We start from the raw sequence: 20,602 nt of genomic DNA on the forward strand, positions 1-20,602 counted from the left end.
ATCAGTTATCAGTTCTCAGTTGTTAGTTATCAGTTGTCAGTTATCAGAAATTTCTGCTAGAATATAATTTTTCACGCCAAAAATAATATGACACAACAGAATATGCCTGGTTTATCACCTAATATCTTCCAAGCCCCACCACTCCCTAGATATTATGTAGACCGCCTGGAATGCAGTCAAAACTTAAAAGCTCGCCTACTGACAAATTCATCCGATACCCAAGCTATTGTCGTGACTGCTATCCACGGTTTGGGAGCCGTCGGTAAGTCTACTCTGGCAACGGCTTTAGCTTATGATAACGACGTACAATCTCATTTTGCTGATGGTATTCTCTGGGTAACATTGGGTAAAGAACCTAATATTCTGCCGATGCTAAGTGGTTGGGTGCAAGCATTGGGTGACTATAATTTCAAACCTACAAGTGTGGAGGCCACTGCTAATCATTTGCGGACTTTACTTGATGACAAATCTGTGCTATTGGTGGTAGATGATGCTCGGAGTCCAGCTCATGCTCAAATATTTAATCTGGGAGGTAAGCGCTGTAAGGTTTTGGTGACGACTAGGGAAAAGGCGAACGCCGATTTCTTAAAAGCTGAAACTTACAGTCTGGATGTGATGACTTTACCCCAGTCAATGGAACTTCTAAGTCAAAAGTTAGGCCGTGAAATTACAGGAGAGGAAGCAAAACAAGCAGAGGCTTTGGTTAAGAAACTGAGATATCTGCCTTTAGCGTTGGAGTTGGCGGCAGCTCAAGTTGAGGATGGTATTTCTTGGCAAGTATTATTGGCAGACATTAAACGAGAAAGTTGGTTAAAAGCCAAGGATGGTAATATTTCTTGGAGAATTTTGTTGACAGATATTCTACAAGAAATGGGCTTAAAAATATTCGATCAGCCAGGAACGAGGGATGTTACTGAGGAAGCTAGCTTAAAGCAGTTGAGTTTGACTGCATTGTTAAATTCGAGCCTTAAGCGACTGACACCGAAAACGCGGGAGAATTTTATTTGGCTGGGAATATTACCAGAGAATGTAACTATTACTCAGGGGATGGCGGCTTTACTCTGGGATATGGATGATGAGAGCGATGCTAGGGATGAATTGGAGTATTTGCGGAGTAAGGCATTTTTGTTAGATGGTATTCCTTTAGCTGATGGTAAGTCTACTTATCGTTTAAATGACTTATTTCACGAGTTGGCTCGAAATTTGTTGACTGCACCCCTAAAGCCAAGGCGTAGGGAAAGTATCTCTGGTTTGGGTATTGGTATGGCTGAGGCTCATGGAATCTTTTTGGAGAAATACAGGAAGTTAACAGATAATAATCTTTGGCATACTTTACCTAATGATGGTTATATTCATCAGCATCTAGTCTGGCATTTAGAAAAGGCGGGTAAAATAGACGAAATTCATAGGTTATTGGCGGAGGAGTCGAAAAGTGGCGCTCATGGTTGGTATGAAACCTGCCAACATTTGCGAAAAACGGGGATTTTTATTAATGATGTGGCTCGTGCTTGGAAGTTAGCAGAGATTGACTCGGATGATGGTAAGTTGCCTCAAGTTGTTAGTTTGCAGTGTCGTTATGCTTTGGTAACTGCTTCTATTAATAGTTTGGCAGCGGAGTTACCAGTAGATTTGTTGGTTCCTTTGATGTATTCTCCAGAGCAAGCCTTGGCTTACGCATTACAAAAGCCCGAGCCAAGGGATAAAGTATACTATTTGGCAAAAGTAGTTGATTATTTGCCAGAAAATTTGAAAAATCAGGCTCTTTCAGAAGCACTGGCTGCGGCTCGAAAGATTCGGAAGGAGAGAGACCGGACTCCAGCTCTTATAGCCTTGGCCGATAAATTGACACCAGAAATATTACCAGAAGCTATGGCTACTGCTCTAAAGCTTCGACATACTGGAGAAGAATATCGCACTCAAGTTCTTGTTGCCTTTGCTGACAAATTGATACCACAATTATTACCAGAATTTCTGATTGCTGCTCTAGAGATATCTAATTGTACAAACCGCCTCCAACTTATTGATGCTTTAACCGAGCGATTGACACCAGAATTATTACCAGAAGTTCTAGCTACGGTTCGACAGATTCGCAACGATCACTATCGCGCTAGAGGTATTGCTCCGTTGGCTGATAAATTACCAGAGATATTACCAGAACTTTTAGCGATCGCTCGACAGATTGAATCTGAGCAACGTCGTTCTGAAGCTCTTGCTGAATTGTCTGATAAATTGACACCAGAATTATTACCAGAACTTCTGGCTGCTGTTCGACAAATTCAATCTGATATGTATCGCACCAAGACTCTTGCAGCATTGTCCGATAAATTGACATCAGAGTTATTACCAGAACTTCTGGCTGCTGCTCGACAGATTCAATCTGATATGTATCGCGCTAAGGCTCTTGCAGCATTGGCTAATAGATTACCAGAAATATTACCAGAAGCTCTGGCTGCAGCCCGACAGATTCAAGATGAGCTATCTCGCGCTCAAGCTCTTGCAGCATTGGCTAACAGATTACCAGAAATATTACCAGAAGCTCTGGCTGCTGCTCGACAGATTCAGTTTGATAAATATCGTGGCGATCATGGCGACCAATATAGGATCGGATTGCTTAAGACCTTAGTTGAGAAATTGACACCAGAAGTCTTACCAGAAGCTCTGGCTTTTGCTAGAGATATTAAGTCCGATAGGTATCGCGCTGAAGCTATGAGATATTTAGCCAAAAAATTGACACCAGAAGTATTACCTGAAGCTCTAGCTTTTACTCGACAGATTCAGGATAATAGATTTCACTTCCTAGCTCTTTATCAGATCCTAGCTTCTGATGTCTTACCTAATAACTTGACACCAGAATTATTACCAGAAGCTCTAGCTGCTGCTCAAAAAATTCAGGATGAAGCACTTCGCGCCCACGCTCTGGGTTATTCGTTGGGTGATAAATTGACACCAGAATTATTACCAGAAGCTCTAGCTGCTGCTCGACAGATTCAGTCTGAGGAAGATCGTGGTCGAGTTCTTAGTTATTTGGCTGGTAAATTACCAGAAATATTACCAGAAGCACTAGCTGCTGCTCGACAGATTCAGGATAAGTATAAACGCGTCCAAGTTCTCAAAACTTTGGCTGGTAAATTCCCAGAAATATTACCAGAAGCCCTAGCTACTGTTCGAGAGATTCAGGATGATAGATATTGCGCCGAAATTCTCAATGCTTTGACTAATAAATTGACACCAGAAATATTACCAGAAGCAGTAGCTACTGCTCGACAGATTCAGGATGAGTATAGTCGTGCTAGATATCTTAGAGCTTTGGTTGAAAAATTGACACTAGAATTATTACCAGAAGCTCTAGCTGTTGCTCGACAGATTCAGAGTAAGAAATATCGCGCTAGTGTTCTCAAGGCTTTGAGTAAAAAATTGATACAAATGCCAAAAACTAAACTCTACCCCCTATGGCAAAATCTCCTTTATACCTTATCTCTTCAGACTTGCCCTAATTTAATCTCAGACATAAAAGCATTAAATCCCACAATCCTTTTTTTAGGAGGTGAAAAAGCAAGCAACAACACAGCCATCGCTATTGAAGATGTTTTCCGATGGTGGGGTTTTCGGTTACCAAAAGAGACTGTTTCAAATTCCTTTCTAATTCTTCTACCTATTAGAGAGAAATAAAAAAATACCAACATAGTTACCACCTTTTCTCAGAGAAACTATATTGAAAAGTTTTACAGATTTCCATAATGTTTGTTAACAGAATACTATTGACTTACTTGCGCTTATTTTTTTTAGGGTTTGCTGTTTGGATGCTAGCTTTCTATTTTTTGATTTCAAATCCTAATGTAGAGGTTAATGCTCAAGATTTACCTCCTCTAAAAACTTACCCCTTACCACCAACTTTGGCACAATGGAATGACACCAGTAATAGCGGTGATTATTTCGATCGCATTGAAGTTCAGGATGTAGGTTATTTAATTTGGTCGCAGTTTCCCATTAAAGTTTATGTAGAATCTTCTCAAAAGACTGAAAAATCAGAAAATAACCTATTTTCTAGCTCTGTTAAATCAACTCCTGACTCCTTACAAAAGGTATCTCGCTCTCGTCAATGGGCTAATACTGTAATAGATGCTATCTGGGAATGGAATACTTATTTACCCTTGCAAATAGTAGACAACCCAGAAATTGCCGATATCAAAATTTTTAACAAACGACCTCCTTTAACCCCCGGAAAATTAAGAGCGCGTTCTGCGGAGACTAGCTATCAGCTACATCGAGATGAGAACGGAACTTTATCTCAGAGTTTTATAATTTTGTTAAGTCCAATGCAAGTAGGTAAATATCTCCCTGCTGCTGCTCGTCACGAATTCGGTCATGCTTTAGGTATTTGGGGTCATAGTCCTGAAAAAAGTGATGTTATGTATTATTCTCAGGTGGCAGAACCTCCTCCTATTTCCGCTAGGGACATTAATACTCTGAAACGGATTTATTTGCAAACAACTAGATTAGGGGTTCAAGAATTTAGAATTTAGAATTTAGAATTTAGAATTTAGAATTTAGAATTTAGAATTTAGAATTATATCATGTCCGGTAGCATCGGTATTGTATAGCTAAAGTAAGGAAGAAGGAAGAAGGAAGACCGAAGTTGGAAAAACCTTAAATATGGTAGATATTTCCCTAGCTTTTATAGCCCTAGGCATTAAGGTGTTTGACATGAATAGAAGCAGCAAACCCAAATGTATTTCCCTGTTGCCTATTGTTTTCCGGAGCTGTTGCCTTGCCCCTATACACCCTCCGATACTAACGGACATGATATTACCTCTTCATTATAAGTAATACCAATTCCCAAAAGTAATGCTATACTTCAGGTATACTTCAACAGTCAAATATTTACCAAGATTCAAAGTCTTTTTTTGACAATTATTAGTCGGTTAGTATAGATTTTTCCTACTTTTAACCTCTCCCCCACCTCCCCCACTTCCCACACTTCCCTCCTGGGAGGAGGGGCGAGGGTGGGTCCCACCCAATCATACATAGCATTCTTTTTGAGAAATGGTATAAGAGGATTGGGCCTTGCTGAATTGAAGTATGAATGCGCGATTGTTTGGTTCTCGCCTTCGCCCCCGCTGGTCCCCCATTCAACAAAAAGCGAAGCAACATCTGGCCTCCCCCGATCCTGCGGGGGACGGGAGGGGGATCGATAAAGGGTGACTTTTAGAGTTTTATTCCCCCAATTTTGGGGGCTAGGGGCTTGCATCATACCCAGAATCAGCAACGCCGAGGATTGGGTCAAAGGATTTTTTCTTTCTTGGTCTCATGGATATGGCGAGGGGACCCGCTCTTATCAGAGCCGCTTTCCTAGCGGAATGCTATCGCAAACGCTTTATATGTTGCGGAGCAAAACGCCACCCCTCGACCGCTTTTTCTCCATGAATGGAGAGGCTTTATACCTGAATTTTTCGGTAAAATTCATAATGGAAAAAGCTTTAATTAATCAATAATTAAGAGGAGTTAGAAATATGGCAGCAAAAAAAATTCTGATGTTGGTAGGCGACTATGTAGAAGACTATGAAGTAATGGTACCTTTTCAAGCATTACAAATGGTTGGTCACACAGTACACGCTGTTTGCCCTGACAAAACTTCCGGTCAAACTATCAAAACCGCTATTCACGACTTTGAAGGCGACCAGACCTATAGCGAAAAACCAGGTCACAACTTTACTTTAAATGCTACCTTCGATGACATAGACCCTAGTAAATATGATGCTCTAGTCATTCCTGGTGGTCGCGCTCCAGAATATATTCGCCTCAATGACAAGGTTTTGACAATATGTCAACACTTTGCCGAGCATAACAAAGCGATCGCTTCTATTTGTCATGGTCTACAAGTGCTAGCTGCTGCTGGCGTTTTAGAAGGAAAGCGTTGCACTGCTTATCCAGCTTGTAGTCCTGATGTTTTGAGAGCAGGTGGTAAATATGTAGAAGTAGCTGCAGACCAAGTAGTAGTTGATGATAACTTAGTTACAGCTCCTGCATGGCCTGCTCATCCCCAATGGTTAGCAGCATTTCTGCAAGTTTTGGGAACTAAGATTATGTTCGGTTAAATACTTATTATATAGTTGGGGGTGAGGAGTAGGGGAGTGGGGGGAGATTGAAGTAATTATAGAATTATCAACATATCAAGACTTACGCATAACTACCACATACAGCCGTTAACCCCTACAAATGGTCTATACTCAGAAAAGTAAGTATAGCACTACAAGGGCGTTGCTGAATTGAAGTATGAATGCGCGATTGTTTGGTTCTGGTAAGCCCCCGCTGGTCCCCCATTCAACAAAAAGCGCAGCAACATCTGGCTTCCCCCGATCCTGCGGGGGACGGGAGGGGATAAAACGGGGGACTTTTAGAGTTTTATTCCCCCCAAAGTTGGGGGGTTAGGGGGACTTGCATCATACCCAGAATCAGCAACGCCAGCACTACAAGAATTGGGCGCGGACATTTTTCAATGCATAAGAAGTACAGAGATTAGCAGTTTTGACTACTCCCCGGACTTAAGTCACAGGGATTCTAAGTTGATACTACGCAACACCGATAAATCCATGTTGCTTCGTTTTTTCGAGCGCTGACCAAAGATACACTCTCTGGGGACAAGTCAAAGTGCCCCTACACAGTCGGCTTAAGTAGGGGCGAACGGCCGTTTGCTTCGCATAACTATCGTTAACGCCCCTACTGCTTTCTGCTTACTTTTGTGATTATATTTGCAGCCCCATTAAAGCCTGCATTAACACACCAATTATTATCGGTTCTATACAAACCACGCTTTATTCTTTGTCCTGACGGTTTCCAATCATTGGGTTTTTCACCATAATTTAGGTAGATTGTTACCATCTAAATTTGAAACGGGCAGACCGAAAAGTTATTGTATTTAATAATAGCACAGAACAACTAAAGAAGTCTTGTCTAAACGACTCGTTTGTTTTCATCCCCCGGTTAAAACACGCTTGCTCTCAACGTCGCTTTTCGGTAATGAATGCAAGTGCGGGCATCTTGCCCGCGATGGGTGTACCTCATAACGCGCGGAAACTGCTATAATAGATAACCAACTAATTTCCTAACTTCTCTAGCGGATATATTCCTTGAGGATACTATTACGATTTGGATGTCGTAACTTCCTGAGAGCTTTTGCTTCAATTTGTCGAATTCGCTCGCGAGTCACATTAAATATTTGACCAATTTCTTCTAAAGTTTTCATCCGACCATCATCCAAACCATATCGTAAGCGTAATACATCCCTTTCTCGTGGACTTAAACTATTTAAAACACTTTCCAAATCTTCTCGTAGTAAATTTTTGGATACTTGGTCTTCAGGAGTTTCCCCATCTGACTCAATAAAATCTCCCAGTCGAGAATCTTCTTCTTTTCCGATCGGAGTTTCCAGAGATATTGGCAGTTGAGCTGACTTAGCAATAAAACGCAACTTTTCAATGGTCATTTCCATGTGAGTTGCTATTTCTTCTTCTGTGGGTTTGCGACCCATTTCTTGAGAAAGAAGTTTGGTCGTTTTCTTAATCCGAGATATAGTTTCATACAGATGAACTGGTAGACGAATAGTTCGAGATTGGTCTGCGATCGCTCTGGTAATAGCTTGACGAATCCACCAAGTTGCATAAGTACTAAATTTATACCCCTTTTCATGGTCAAATTTTTCTGCAGCTCGAATTAATCCCAAACTACCTTCTTGAATCAAATCTTGGAATGACAAACCTCGGTTCATGTACTTTTTGGCGATCGAGACCACTAGACGTAGGTTAGACTGTACCATTTTTTCTTTAGCTCTACGTCCAAGTATTAAGCGACGCTTAAACTTTAACAATTCCATGTCTACAGCATCAGCCCACTCACTAACTTGTGGTTCCCGGTCTAAATGGTACATTAGTTCTTCTCGAATTCGCTCCAATTCCAGTAAATCTGCAATTTTACGCGCTAGTTCGATTTCTTCATCAGCTCTTAATAGCCTAATTCGTCCTATTTCTTGTAGATAAAGACGAATAGAATCTTCAGTGTAATGCTTTTTTTTGCCCGCAGCCGCAGTCTTAGTACGAGACTTAGCAACTTTACCAGACTTCAGGTAGTTCTCATCAGACTGAGCATCTGTATATCCTTCTCTCTCTGTAATTAAGATTTCTAACTCATTATCTGGTTGTCTGGCTGGGGTTTGCGGAAACAATTCGCTAGGATCTAGCTCAGGCTGAATGGTGGGTTCGATTACGTTGTTAGTCTGGATCATGTCGCGTTCCTCATGCTCCTTTAATTGAAGAATAAATTACTTTACAGAAGTTTTCTGTCTATCTGAAGACAGTATAGCTAGTGACCAAACCTGTATGGTTTATGTTTGTTCTGGAAAATTAAGCAGTTCCCTAGGTAAGCTTTGAATAAATATTTATTTATTCAGGGCTTACTTTATTAATATTGAACTTTTTTCCCTCGTATTTAGAGTGTCAGATTCTGGCTGGTAGTCATGCCAACATCATTTTCTTTCTCCTCACTAAACTGTTTTTTGACTACTCCCTGGACTCAAGTCACGGGGATTCTAAGTAGATACTACGCCACAGGATCAATCCTTGTTGCTCCGTTCCTCGCTTTAAAAAATAATTGCCGAGCATAATATATTCCCATATTTAGTTAGCTTGTGAGACTGTTCGCAAAAAATGTTAAAATGGGAATTAGATGAGAGTTTTTACTTAGTGACAGCTCCCGTCGCTAAACTCTTGCGAGCTATAGCGCGGGCTTCTCGTTGACTCCCGGCAACCCGTCGGACATTTCACGTTCGCGCAGCGGCTCCGCAGGAGAAACTTTAGTTTTACTTCCCCATGCTGCCCCACCACAGAAGGAGTAGAGATTAATTTCTCGCTCTACCTACTTTCGGTGAAAGTTTTACATACAATCAAGCTGTACTTTGAATACACAATTCCTTGTAAAACCCCGCACCTTCAGTTGTCTAGGTTTATTTTGTAGGCGGCGCGAGCGCTCTTGAAATAACTTTACCTACATCATTTATTTTACCAGCATTTGGCCCACCATTCATCCCGTCGCTAATCCGGAAGGATATAGCCCGGGGCTTCTGGCGGTTGGTGCTAAAGCTTTCAGCCTATTAACAATTAAAGGAAACAGACGCAGCTAATCTCAAATTCAAGAAGCGGTCAGCACTCAACAATCATTTTTTTTTACGTTGATCGGGAGATTTTAACCCCTCCTCAACCATCCAGCTTTATAGATAGAAGCTAGGGATTTTAACCCAAAGCTGCTAAAAGCTGATAGCTAGTTAATTCATCAGCTACCCATTATTAAAAATGACAACTATTTAGACATGAAGGGTGTACTTCATAGTTATCCCCCTTTCCATCCCCACTTTAGAGTTAAGAATTTAGATGAGGGTTTTCATTTCTAATCTAACAGATGAAAAATAATATGCTAACCATAAACTTTTTACTCTATCCCAGAAAGGGACTAACTATAGCTATTATTTTTTTCTATTATACCTCCTTTTTTTCTTCGCATTTACTCTTGCTATTACATCTCCTGTTCATCTTAGGGTTTTTGCTAAGATTTCTAGGTGAATATTTTTATTAGTTTCATGCTAGCAATAATTTATACATTAATTACCTCCACTATTTATCATGTTGAATTTAGAGAAATATTGCTAGTTTTTTCATACATAGAACTTAATTTTAACTATAGATAAAATTTTTGCCAAGCTGTGGATAGTTCATATTTTCAAGACTTGGCTATCGGTATTCTTACTGATTCCTACATTATTATAATTAATTTTACTCTATCCGCCATAGTTTAAATCTAATTAGTTAGGGAAAAACTGAGTACTTCCCAGTTTAACAACTTAATTCGAGCAAAAGTCACTCTTATATTATCCTCATACTTATGATTTTTTATAGTTATGGTTATTACATATCTATTCTTCTGTAATCTAACACAGGTTAATTAATTATTTTAATTTTCATCTTAATTCTCACACTTTGGTGTCAATCTTGAGATAATACCAAATAATTTCTATATTTGTAATTTGTTAATTGTTTTATTGTAACTTTGGAGCTAACCTGTGAACAAAAAACTCTCAAGGTAGACTTCATAATCTGAAAATCTCTAAACTTAGATATTTTGCTACTCTCAATAATACTTATCCTTTAAATCAATGACTATATCAAATCTTCCCATACCCGGTATTATAACAGATACTCCTTATATTTAAGTTATCTCAAACTTGATCAATTAGGATTAAATATTACGTTAAGAGAAATTAAATTTTTGATGTTAAACAGTTACCATTGAGATTTATGAGTCAACTTTTGTAAAAACAATATTAAGATTTTGAAAATAGAAAATGTGAAATCAATTCAGTGCAAGGGCTGAATATGAAGATAGTTAATATTAACTGCTAAACATAAATAAAGTAACAAACTACAATTTTTACCAGAAATTGATATTTATTAAGATTTATTAATTTAAGTATGTCTTTCTCATATTTGCAGATTTATTATCAATAAGAACCTTTTCTCAAAAATTTGATGTAGTTTTCAACAAAAGGGCGAGTAATCTTTCTGTTAGTAATTCTTTGCCCACTATGATAGTGAATCTGAGCATGAACATGATAACCAGAAGTTCTTCCTGTAAGTCCTTGAATACCAATTGATTGTCCTTTCTTAATTCTTGTTCCTGTTCTTGGTGGAGAACCTTGAACTAAATGGCCCATCAACCAATAATAATTAGTCCCATCACACATAAGTTCAACTATCTGACCTGCACCATGGGCGGTGGTAAAACTTCCATTTTTGCCTTGAAATCTAGTTCTACGGATAGTTCCTTGACAGGGCGCTGGAATGGGAATTTTTAATTTACCATTTTGCTCTAGAGTAAAATCGTAAGCTCCAGGAGGAGTATCATCAATAAAATAGGGTGTATGAACTACATAAGGGAGAAACCGAGCGGATTTGCCATAGTATGGGGGAAACAATGGACTAATTTTGTGGAAGTTATCTTGTACCCATTCTTGAACAATGTCAATTTTTTTTATAGTTTGCTCGAAAATTTTGACTCCTGTTTTTACGAAAGGAGCTAACACTGTTATATAGATCAAAGATATAAAGATCAAAAAAACTAGAAAATTTTTAATACTGCCAGCATGGCGATTATCTTTGCGTGAAAGGCAAGTTGTTTAATTATCAAAAAAATGGTAATTGAGCGTGTATTCTTGAATTTTTAGATATTTTATTATGTTTTAATTTGAGCAGAGATTTTTTGAAAAAATTGCATAATTTAATTTTTATTATTACAATCAATTGGGAATTAAAAGACAATACGGTTGGACAAAAATCAAGATGATTTTCAAAAAATTATCTTGATGTATCAAAAACTTATAGATTATTCTATTCCTTCCTCAAGGTAAATAGAAGCAAACTATGTACCAATGGATAAATGAATAGTAATGAATAGTTTTGAAACATATTCTAACCGTAGAATTTAAAGAAGAAGATTAATTGATTTTGGTGTTTTTTTAGTTTGATATAAAATTCTTCATTCTGTATCTGCTAAATTCCAGATATTGAGAGTAAAAAATATAAATTTTTAGACTTTATTTCTATATATATTAGCAATCCTCCATCATTTGTAAAATATTCAAAACATACATAATAAGCTTGAAACTTTTCCTTCTATAACCTGTTACTTTTGTTTTCTGGATCAAAAATTGTTTGTTATACAGTAATTTCATTTGAGTTGCTCCAACAAACTGGCAGCTTTTAGGCAAAAGTTAATCATGCTAGAGGCAATAGGTCGGAAGGTTTGCCCGACTTTTTAGTTTTAGTAAATAACCAACTCTTGTTTGACATCTATACTTTAGGCCAGCTTCAATTACGTCAAACTTTAAATCGGACTAAATCTACTTTCAACAATGAATAATGAATAATGAATAATGAATAATTACCTCTCCTTGAAACAAGAGGATTGACAAAGAGATGAAAATTTTTCTTCTCTTGGTCCATTGGATATGGCGCAGGTTTCGGAGCCATCCCATCCTAACGGACTGCTCCGCAAACGACCGCTTATTATCCCCGATCAAGGGGAGGCGCATACCCACAATTTTTCGGTAAAAAATCAATTAGGTCGTCCTACTAATAGACCAACAAAACGATTGGATATTTCAATGTTTTCAGTCAATAAATGAATTGATTAATTCTGGAGTTAAGAGCATATCTAATCTAACTTATGAGCGTGGGCGAATTATTAAAGTTTTTTCCTCGAAGTTGTCAAAGATACTATCTACTCAGTTAAGAAACTTGAGATGAAAACAGGTAGAGGGCTAAAATAATCAAGGATTGAATAATAGATAGTATAATTAACCGCTGGGCAATTATTAAGACGCGATCGCTCTAGTGATAGAAGGACTTTGGCAATTCTTGGAAATGTCTACTGGTGGCTTCCGGCAACTAATATCATTCTCAAAAGCATTCATGGAGTACAGCAGGAATAACAAACAAGTTAAAACCCCAGGGCAAACCCATCTTATTTTGAAGTTCTGACAGGACAAGGATGTCAAGCTTGTGAATATTTATACTCATTAATTCTCTGAAGCTTAACGGCAGAAGGTTCCAGAATTTAGATGGGTTTACCCTGGTTAAAACCCTTTTACAATAGACTTTTTAGTCAATATCATTCCAGAAAAAATCAGGGTAGGGATTGATCGTTAACCTCTTGATTTGCGTTGGCGGAGCAAGTGCGGCAGCTACATCGCCTCCTACCTCATACTATAAGTCTAAATACTTACTCAAGTTTTCCCCTCTTTATGTACTACATTTTGTCATACGGAATGTGGGTTTTAGAAGTAGTGACATCTGGCCAGACATCATTACAACCGAAAACCAAGGTGAAAACAGCTAAAGAAGCAGTAGCAGAAAATCCTGTACAACTATCACTTTTTGCGCTCAGTCGCTGGAGGGCATTCGGAAACGTTAAACAAGACGAGGAGAAAATATCAGACTGGTCGTAAAAAACCAGCAATTTTCAGTGAATCGTCTACCCACCCGGAATCCTTCAGGCAGCTTATTCTGTTTGATTGACGGATGGGAATCCCGCGCTCTCCCGTAGAGGAGCGTCGGAAGGATGTCAATTAAAGTCCCTAATCTGAATTAATTTGAGTTATCTTTAATTACCCACTTCCACAAAATATTAGTAGGTCCTTGAGCACTAATCTGACATACTTGTTCTTCTAAACGCTTTTGTTCTTCAGGAGATAAACCCCAAAGAATATGTTTACTTTGCCAAACTAAAACAGCAGTTGTCATACCAATACACAAACCTAAACCAAGTGCCGCTAACCTATGATAAATCAAAGCGTAACGTACAGCAATCCAAGTAAAATGCTCTGCCCACAAAGAAATTTCTCTGCGTAAACTCCAGAGACTTAGGAAACCAATACTTATCCAGAGCAACCCAACTATCAGCCATCTAACATAGATGATTAGTCTGTAAAGTCTTTCGACTCGTACCTTTAATACTGGATCATCTTTGTTCATTTTGAATAAGAAATAAGCAAGAGGAAAAACTTTTATGATATACCAATCTAATTAAAGACTATGACAAAACTTTGTCGTTCGGGAAGAATTAAGTATGATAATTTTCTTTCAAATTACAGCAGTTTCCGCGCTTTATGAGGTGACTATGTTGATAGTTTTAGTAGGGACGTTGGATGCAACGTCCCTACATAGTAGGGAAGATGGGAATTAGTATAGTGAACAAGCACAAAATATTGACCAAAAAATCAGGTCTCAAGCCTCCCCTTTCAAGGGGATAAAAAAATAAAATTCAATATTTCAAGCCTCTGACTTCAGGTAGAGGTAATGATAACTGATAACTGATAACTGATAACTGAAATGACCCCGTCAGTTGTACCACATTAGTCTGAAATCTGCTGTATCATTTTCCATAGTTATTTTTAAATATTTTTAAATAGTATTTTCTTGGTCTTCTACTAATTGCAAATTTTCTACTATTGGGTTAGGGATAGATTGACCAATACGCTCACGCCACCAAGCTAAAAGAGTACTAGCAATAAAAATACTAGAATAAGAACCTGCAATAAAACCAATAATTAAAGCTAAAGCAAAATACTTTAAAGTTTCACCACCAAATAGAAGAATGCCTACTAATGGTAATAAAGTAGTCACAGTTGTATTAATCGATCTGGTCAAAGTTTGATTGACTGCATCATCAACAATACGATCTATTGACTCTCCTGGATAGCGCTTAATTACTTCCCTAACTCGGTCATAAATTACTACAGTATCGTTAACAGAAAATCCAATAATAGTTAGTAGAGCAACCAAGAATAAACTATCTACCTCAACACCAACTACTAAACTAATTATTGAAAAAATGCCCACCGTCACCAATATGTCATGGAATAGAGCGACAAAAGCAAATACTGCATAGTCCAACTGGAATCTAAAAGTTAGATAGACAGTAATGGCCAAGAAAGCAACCAGGAGAGCTGATATCCCAGAAGTAAAAATTTGTCGTCCCAAAGTAGGGCCAACAGTATCAATTTGTGTGGAACTTGGATCGAATTCACCAAACTCTGAACTTAAAGCAGCGATTAATTGAGTTCTATTATCAACATCTAGAGTTTTGGTGCGTATGTCAAGAGCTTGTCTTTCTTCTCCTACAACTTGAATCTTGCTATTACCTAAATCTTGATTGCTCATTATTTCTCTAACAGCAGCAACGTTAATAGCTTCATTACAACTGTTGGGCATATTGCAATCTAGTTCGAGTTGCAGGCGAGTACCACCAACAAAATCTAAACTTGGACGTAAAGGAGCTGCAATATCTGGCCTAGTCCAAGAAATCACCATGGAAATTAAACCACTAATGATGATGGCTCCTGAAATTGTCCACCATAGCGATCGCTTTTCAATAACACTTATTTTCATTTTTTACTGATTTTATAGCGCTACGCGCTAGGGAATAGGGAACTTTCAACAATTAATAATTAATAATTAATAATTAGGGTTTGCTTATGGAAAGTCTTTTTGCTGGGGTAGGAGACAGCTATACTGGAGACAGCTATACTGGAGAAATGGGAATGAAAGAGGAGGTAGGAGTAACAATTGTCTCTCAATTTTTCTGCCATAATCATCCCAAAATACGCTCCATGCATGAGCTTTTTCCATTCCAAAGCTGGTACTTTTTTAGACCAAAAAATGCTTTAACCAATATCAGTCAATGGGCGCGATATTTAATCAGCAAGCCCTAATTAATAATCACCTCTCCTTTAAAACAGATAGGATTGACTAATCATAAAAATTTTTCTTTATTATGCCTTTAAAAGGGGAGGCTTTACACCACAATTTTTCGGTAAAAGGGTTTTAGGATTGAAAAATGTCCCCGTCCAATTCTTGTAGTGCTATATAACTGATTTTATAGAATAGGCGATCGAGAAATAGCTCAGGTAAAGGTACAAAATGTTAATTAGGGTTTGCTTATGGAAAGTCTTCTTGCTGAGGTAGGAGACAGGAGACAGGAGAAAACCCACCCTAACCCCTCCCAGGAGGGGAAGAAATAGGAATGAGCGAGGAAGTAGGAGTAAGAATTGTCCCAAGATTTTCTGCCCAACTATGCGCCTAAAATACAGTCCTTTTTGAGCGTTTTAGACTGAAACAGGCGCACTGCAATTCGACCCCAAAAAGGCACTTATCTTTATATGTCAATGCTTTTAGATTTAATCAGCAAGCCCTAATTAAACTATTTACAGTGTTTCATCTGTAGCAGGTCAAGATGCCCGCACTGTGTAAATTTCAGCGACGGCCGTTTGCTGCCCTATACTCCGTAACACCCCTACTCCTAACCTGACTTCTAACTCCTAATTCAATTTAATTCAGGACAAAATAGTTTTGGTTTGCGGAATTGGGAAAAACCGATCGCCCAAAACATTAGAGTACGACTACAAGTAACAGCAGTAAACATACTAATAGCTACACCAATTCCCAAGGTTAAAGCAAAACCTTTGACCAAACCAGTTCCTAACCAGAATAGTGCTATACAAGCAATCAAGGTTGTGACATTACCATCTAAAATACTGGAAAAAGCCCGATAAAAGCCAGACTCTACAGAACGATATAAAGTTTTACCAGTTCGTAACTCTTCCCTTGTCCGTTCAAAAATCAAAACATTAGCATCAACTGCCATACCAATACTCAGAATAAAACCAGCAATTCCTGGCAATGTTAAAGTAACTCCCAAGATAGCAAAACTAGCAATGGTAAACAGAGAATAAATAACTAAAGCCACATCGGCAATCATACCAGGAAGTCGATAATAAACTACCATAAATATTAATACCAGAATTAGGCCACCAGCTCCTGCATAAACACTACGTTGAATACTATCTCGGCCTAAAGTCGCCCCAACAGTTCTATTTTCCACAATTTCTACTGACACAGGCAGTGCCCCACCCCGCAGTTGTACTGCCAATTCATTTGCTTGTTCGGCTGTAAATCTACCTTGAATTACTGCATTACCACCAGTAATTCCTGTTTCTGCAAATTCTACGCCGACAGTAGGAGCGCTCAAAAGTTGATTATCTAGGAAAATACCAATACTACGTCCAGTTCCTGCTAAATTTTTGGTAAGTTCCGCAAATTTCTGTCCTCCTTCAGAGGTAAAGCGCAAGGCCACATTCCAGTTATTAGAGCCAGGAGCTTCCGGTTCTGCTAAAGCATCTCTCAGGTCTTGGCCTTTAATAGTCGGTTCTTTGAATAGTCCGGCGATCGCTTGATTTGTTTTTTCTAGAGATTCTAAATTTTTAGCTATAGCCTCTGTATCTTGACTATTTTTCAGTAATTCTTGCTCTACTAAACGTTGTCTTTGTAGTTGGTATTCGATTGCTAACTGTTGCTCGGTGCCTTGTAATTGTTCGCGGAAGTCTAGTTGAGCGGTACCTCCTAAAACTCGTTCTGCTTGAGCTGGGTCATTTACTCCTGGAAGTTGGACAAGAATTTGGTCTTGTCCTAGAGATTGAACTACTGATTCTGATACACCTAGAGCATTGACTCGATTTTCTACAATTTTTAGGACTCCTTCCATTACCCGTTCGTCGATAGTGGGAACTTCTTCAGAGGTTTGTAGTTGAATAGTCAGTTGTGACCCACCTCGAAGGTCTAGTCCCAGTCGAATTGGAATTTGACCCAGTACTGTTACTGATGCTATTACTAGAACTAGAATTAAGGCTATATATGAATTTTGTCTGCGCATAATTTAACTAACTAAAACCAGTATTTTTTTAGATGATTTTAAAGAAGGAGTCAGGAGAAAGGAATCTTGGGTATGGGGATTCGACACCAATTAGTTTGTAGATAAGGTGGATGAGAGTAGGAATTTAGACCCCATAAGGGTTAAGGTCAGGAGCCTACTAATCAGATTAAAGCACAAAAAATATTCTGAGTCCTGAATCCTTGCTGTTTGTGCAATATTTCCCCTAGAAGAAGGCTGTTAATATTTTGCTTTTTGTATCTTGAGCTTTTATCAACTAATAGTTATAAAGATTTTTCGACAAGAAACATAGTCTGTCAATTTCATCATAAAACCGATGATTTTTTGTATGGGATATGTCTCTCAACTAATTTCATAAATCAAGGGGTTAAAATTATATTAGGATTCGATAATTTAGGAATTTTTATTTTTATTTAGTCTGGAATTACAAACCAATTTCATTATACTATTAAACATCTGGCCTTTGAGTTATTAAATTTTGTCAAATATAAAGGCGCTCTTTTATACAAGTAAACGGAGATATTTGACATCACTTGACTATATATGACTATATTTATGTATAACTTTTATTATACTGGAGACAGGAGACAGGAGACAGGAGAAATGGGAATTTTAGAGGAGATAGTTGGAAAAATTGTCGCTCGTGATTTTTCTGCCATAATCGTTCCAAAATACTAGCTTTATGCAGCTCAAAAAGCTGAAAAGCTGGCACTTTTTTATACCAAAAAATGCTTTAACCAATATCAGTCAATGCGCGTGATATTTAATCAGCAAGCCCTCATTATTATACAGAAATCATTGATTCTTTCCGCCTACTCCATATTTTATGGAGGTGTCTAGTATTAATGCTATATTTTTTTGTCATCTCCTGATTCACTCATATATCGTAAGCATTCAGCGGTCAGTAATCAGCAATCAGCTATTAATTCACTGCCTTTATAGCAGGAATTAGTATTGAGAAGTTTAAGGATAATTCAAAGTATTGAAAAATAATAACCTTGACCTTAACAGTGTATATTCATTATTTATGAAACAGCTAAAAGCTGAATGCGAGCTAGCTGAATACTTACCATATATCCATTACTCATCTCCTCTATCTTCATGCTATAAAGATATATAGCAAAAATTTTCAGATTTGGCATCAATTAAATTTCAATACAAGTCAATTATTTTTTAGCTATAATTATTCATACTACTAATAAATCAAATTTTCCATAAATTTATCTTAGCTTTAAATAAATATTAATCATAGAATTTTTTATTTTTATTCATTACAGAACAGAGAATTCAGCAATCCTGAAACAGGGCAATATCAAGAAAAATAAAAAACTAACTCCTGAGTGCTTTTCCTACTAATTACTATCTTTAAATAGACAATATATTTAGATACAGACGATCCTAGAAGAACGTCTATATCCACAACAAATAATAACTAATTAAAGGCAGGACTAGAACTGAAATAGGCAGCAATTTCACCTCAAAAAGTTAATATTTAGTTTAAGTCAAAAAAGTTAATCAGCTCCCTTGCTTATTCCTTCAACTTAAACTTGCATAGCTACCATTTTCTGTACTGCTTCAACAATCTGCTCTGGTTGTACAATTGTCAATCTTTCTAGCGTACCATTATAAGGTGTAGGAATATCTTGTGAAGATAAACGTAGAACTGGTGCATCTAGTTCATCAAATAATCTCTCATTAATTGAGGCAACTAACTCAGCACCAATACCACCTGTTTTCATACACTCTTCCACAATAATTACCCGGTGAGTTTTCCGAATAGAAGTACCAATGGTTTCAAAATCTAGGGGTTTGAGGGATATTAAATCTATTACCTCTGGGTCATAACCCTGTTTTTCCAAACTTTTTACTGCTTGGGTGACGTGGTGACGCATCCGAGAGTAGGTCAAAATAGTTACATCTTTTCCTGTCCGCACCACTTCCGCTTTGTCTATAGGTAACAAATATTCCTCTTCTGGCAAGTCTTCCTTCAAATTGTAAAGGAGGACGTGTTCAAAAAATAGGACCGGATTATCATCACGGATAGCTGCTTTGAGCAAGCCTTTAGCATTGTAAGGGGTTGAGCAGGCCACTATTTTCAGGCCAGGAACAGCTTGAAAGTATGCTTCTAATCTTTGGGAATGCTCCGCACCTAACTGACGACCTACACCACCAGGACCACGAATAACTAATGGTATTTTGAAATTACCACCAGAGGTATAGCGCAACATTCCAGCATTATTAGAAATTTGGTTGAAGGCTAATAGTAAAAAGCCCATATTCATACCTTCAATAATGGGCCTTAACCCAGTCAGAGCTGAACCTATGGCCATTCCTGTGAAGCTATTTTCTGCAATGGGAGTATCAAGAACACGCAGTTCCCCATATTTTGCATAAAGGTCTTTGGTAACTTTGTACGAGCCTCCATATTGACCCACATCTTCACCAAGAACATATACAGCCTGGTCACGGGCCATTTCTTCATCAATGGCTGCACGGAGAGCATTAAATAATAAAGTTTGTGCCATCTAAGGGTTTGATTATATAAATTTGAGGTAACAGTTCCCACACTGGTTACAAGAATCAGATGTGGGCTTCTCAATGACTCGACGTAATTGGTTAGGACATAACATAGAGCTTTGTCGATAAAATTCTGCTCTAGGCAGTAAGCCTACTTTCAGTGCCGGGTTTTGAGTTAGCTAAATTGTCGAGAAGCCTCGCGCCAAATCAGAGATTATGGCGCGAGATGAATCGGCGGTAAATTAATGGAGTTCAATGCCCCATTAATTTACAAATATTGCTTTTTGCTCAAGACTTCAATTGTTGATGTTATCATAACAATGATCGAACTAATGTTGATAGTAATGCGGACGGCTTATCAGTACAAATTAAAGCCTAATAAAGAACAAGTGTCTACCATAGAACTATGGCTGGACTTGTTGCGTCGGCAGTACAACTATCGGTTGAGTGAGCGGTTTTCGTGGTGGTCAGAAAATCGCTGTCCGCTTAGTGCTTGTCCTTTAATAATGCCAATTCCTCAACTAAGAAATAACCCGGATTATTATTCTCAGAAAAAGATTTAGTCAATACTAAAGATAAATTTCCTGACTACAAGCTAATTCATTCTCAAGTATTGCAAGATTGTATTAAACGGGTCATTTCAGTTATCAGTTATCAGTTATCAGTTATCAGTACCTCTACAATAAGGAGGCTTAAAATAGGTGATTTTATTTTTTTTATCCCCTTAAAAAGGGAGGCGCATACCTACAATTGCTCG

11 protein-coding genes are annotated in these 20,602 nt (G+C 38.0%); 5 read left to right on the plus strand and 6 right to left on the minus strand.

What is annotated here, in order from left to right:
* Positions 1-87 precede the first annotated feature (87 nt).
* The 3 genes from SAGCYANO_RS12665 to SAGCYANO_RS12675 all read left to right on the plus strand — a co-directional run bounded on the left by SAGCYANO_RS12665 (position 88) and on the right by SAGCYANO_RS12675 (position 6,095).
* Positions 88-3,669: an NB-ARC domain-containing protein gene (locus SAGCYANO_RS12665; RefSeq protein WP_237396115.1), complete on the plus strand. Its 3,582-nt coding sequence runs from the start codon at positions 88-90 to the stop codon at positions 3,667-3,669.
* 131 nt (positions 3,670-3,800) lie between these two features.
* Positions 3,801-4,523: a matrixin family metalloprotease gene (locus tag SAGCYANO_RS12670; protein WP_237396116.1), complete on the plus strand. Its 723-nt coding sequence runs from the start codon at positions 3,801-3,803 to the stop codon at positions 4,521-4,523.
* A 987-nt stretch (positions 4,524-5,510) separates the two neighbouring features.
* Positions 5,511-6,095, plus strand: coding sequence for a DJ-1/PfpI family protein (locus SAGCYANO_RS12675; RefSeq protein ID WP_202220412.1), 585 nt, complete (start codon positions 5,511-5,513; stop codon positions 6,093-6,095).
* 1,016 nt (positions 6,096-7,111) lie between these two features.
* On the opposite strand, the gene rpoD is transcribed toward SAGCYANO_RS12675, so the two are convergent.
* On the minus strand, positions 7,112-8,278 hold the full coding sequence (rpoD, locus tag SAGCYANO_RS12685; RefSeq protein WP_202220414.1) for an RNA polymerase sigma factor RpoD: 1,167 nt from the start codon (positions 8,276-8,278) through the stop codon (positions 7,112-7,114).
* A 2,265-nt stretch (positions 8,279-10,543) separates the two neighbouring features.
* Positions 10,544-11,125 (minus strand): M23 family metallopeptidase, encoded by a 582-nt coding sequence (locus tag SAGCYANO_RS12690; RefSeq protein ID WP_202220415.1) that lies wholly within the window; start codon positions 11,123-11,125, stop codon positions 10,544-10,546.
* Positions 11,126-12,844: 1,719 nt separating this feature from the next.
* Here SAGCYANO_RS12690 and SAGCYANO_RS12695 point away from each other — a divergent pair.
* The gene (locus tag SAGCYANO_RS12695) at positions 12,845-13,048 is read left to right on the plus strand and encodes a hypothetical protein (protein ID WP_237396117.1); all 204 of its coding nucleotides are present in this window, start codon (positions 12,845-12,847) and stop codon (positions 13,046-13,048) included.
* A gap of 139 nt (positions 13,049-13,187) precedes the next feature.
* Here the strand turns inward: SAGCYANO_RS12695 and SAGCYANO_RS12700 are convergent, their stop codons facing one another.
* From SAGCYANO_RS12700 to SAGCYANO_RS12715, 4 genes are all read right to left on the minus strand, one after another.
* Positions 13,188-13,574: a hypothetical protein gene (locus tag SAGCYANO_RS12700; RefSeq protein ID WP_202220417.1), complete on the minus strand. Its 387-nt coding sequence runs from the start codon at positions 13,572-13,574 to the stop codon at positions 13,188-13,190.
* Positions 13,575-14,003: 429 nt separating this feature from the next.
* A complete protein-coding gene (gene secF, locus SAGCYANO_RS12705; protein ID WP_202220418.1) occupies positions 14,004-14,990 on the minus strand; it encodes a protein translocase subunit SecF in 987 nt (328 codons plus the stop codon).
* Between the two features lie 934 nt (positions 14,991-15,924).
* Positions 15,925-17,310 carry a protein translocase subunit SecD gene (secD, locus tag SAGCYANO_RS12710; protein ID WP_202220419.1) on the minus strand — a complete coding sequence of 462 codons (1,386 nt, stop codon included), beginning with the start codon at positions 17,308-17,310 and terminating at the stop codon, positions 15,925-15,927.
* Between the two features lie 1,559 nt (positions 17,311-18,869).
* Positions 18,870-19,853, minus strand: coding sequence for an alpha-ketoacid dehydrogenase subunit beta (locus SAGCYANO_RS12715; protein WP_202220420.1), 984 nt, complete (start codon positions 19,851-19,853; stop codon positions 18,870-18,872).
* A 237-nt stretch (positions 19,854-20,090) separates the two neighbouring features.
* Here SAGCYANO_RS12715 and SAGCYANO_RS12720 point away from each other — a divergent pair, with 237 nt between their 5' ends.
* Positions 20,091-20,408, plus strand: coding sequence for a helix-turn-helix domain-containing protein (locus tag SAGCYANO_RS12720; RefSeq protein WP_237396118.1), 318 nt, complete (start codon positions 20,091-20,093; stop codon positions 20,406-20,408).
* The last annotated feature ends 194 nt before the right edge of the window (positions 20,409-20,602 follow it).

The sequence above is a fragment of the Okeania sp. KiyG1 genome (assembly GCF_014132355.1).
Lineage (GTDB): Bacteria > Cyanobacteriota > Cyanobacteriia > Cyanobacteriales > Microcoleaceae > Okeania.

Bases quoted from the DNA above. Each gene is read 5' to 3' on its own strand.
- SAGCYANO_RS12665 (WP_237396115.1), top strand. From the start codon at position 88: ATGACACAACAGAATATGCCTGGTTTATCACCTAATATCTTCCAAGCC.
- SAGCYANO_RS12670 (WP_237396116.1), top strand. From the start codon at position 3,801: ATGCTAGCTTTCTATTTTTTGATTTCAAATCCTAATGTAGAGGTTAAT.
- SAGCYANO_RS12675 (WP_202220412.1), top strand. From the start codon at position 5,511: ATGGCAGCAAAAAAAATTCTGATGTTGGTAGGCGACTATGTAGAAGAC.
- rpoD (WP_202220414.1), bottom strand. From the start codon at position 8,278: ATGATCCAGACTAACAACGTAATCGAACCCACCATTCAGCCTGAGCTA.
- SAGCYANO_RS12695 (WP_237396117.1), top strand. From the start codon at position 12,845: ATGTACTACATTTTGTCATACGGAATGTGGGTTTTAGAAGTAGTGACA.
- SAGCYANO_RS12700 (WP_202220417.1), bottom strand. From the start codon at position 13,574: ATGAACAAAGATGATCCAGTATTAAAGGTACGAGTCGAAAGACTTTAC.
- secF (WP_202220418.1), bottom strand. From the start codon at position 14,990: ATGAAAATAAGTGTTATTGAAAAGCGATCGCTATGGTGGACAATTTCA.
- secD (WP_202220419.1), bottom strand. From the start codon at position 17,310: ATGCGCAGACAAAATTCATATATAGCCTTAATTCTAGTTCTAGTAATA.
- SAGCYANO_RS12715 (WP_202220420.1), bottom strand. From the start codon at position 19,853: ATGGCACAAACTTTATTATTTAATGCTCTCCGTGCAGCCATTGATGAA.
- SAGCYANO_RS12720 (WP_237396118.1), top strand. From the start codon at position 20,091: ATGGAGTTCAATGCCCCATTAATTTACAAATATTGCTTTTTGCTCAAG.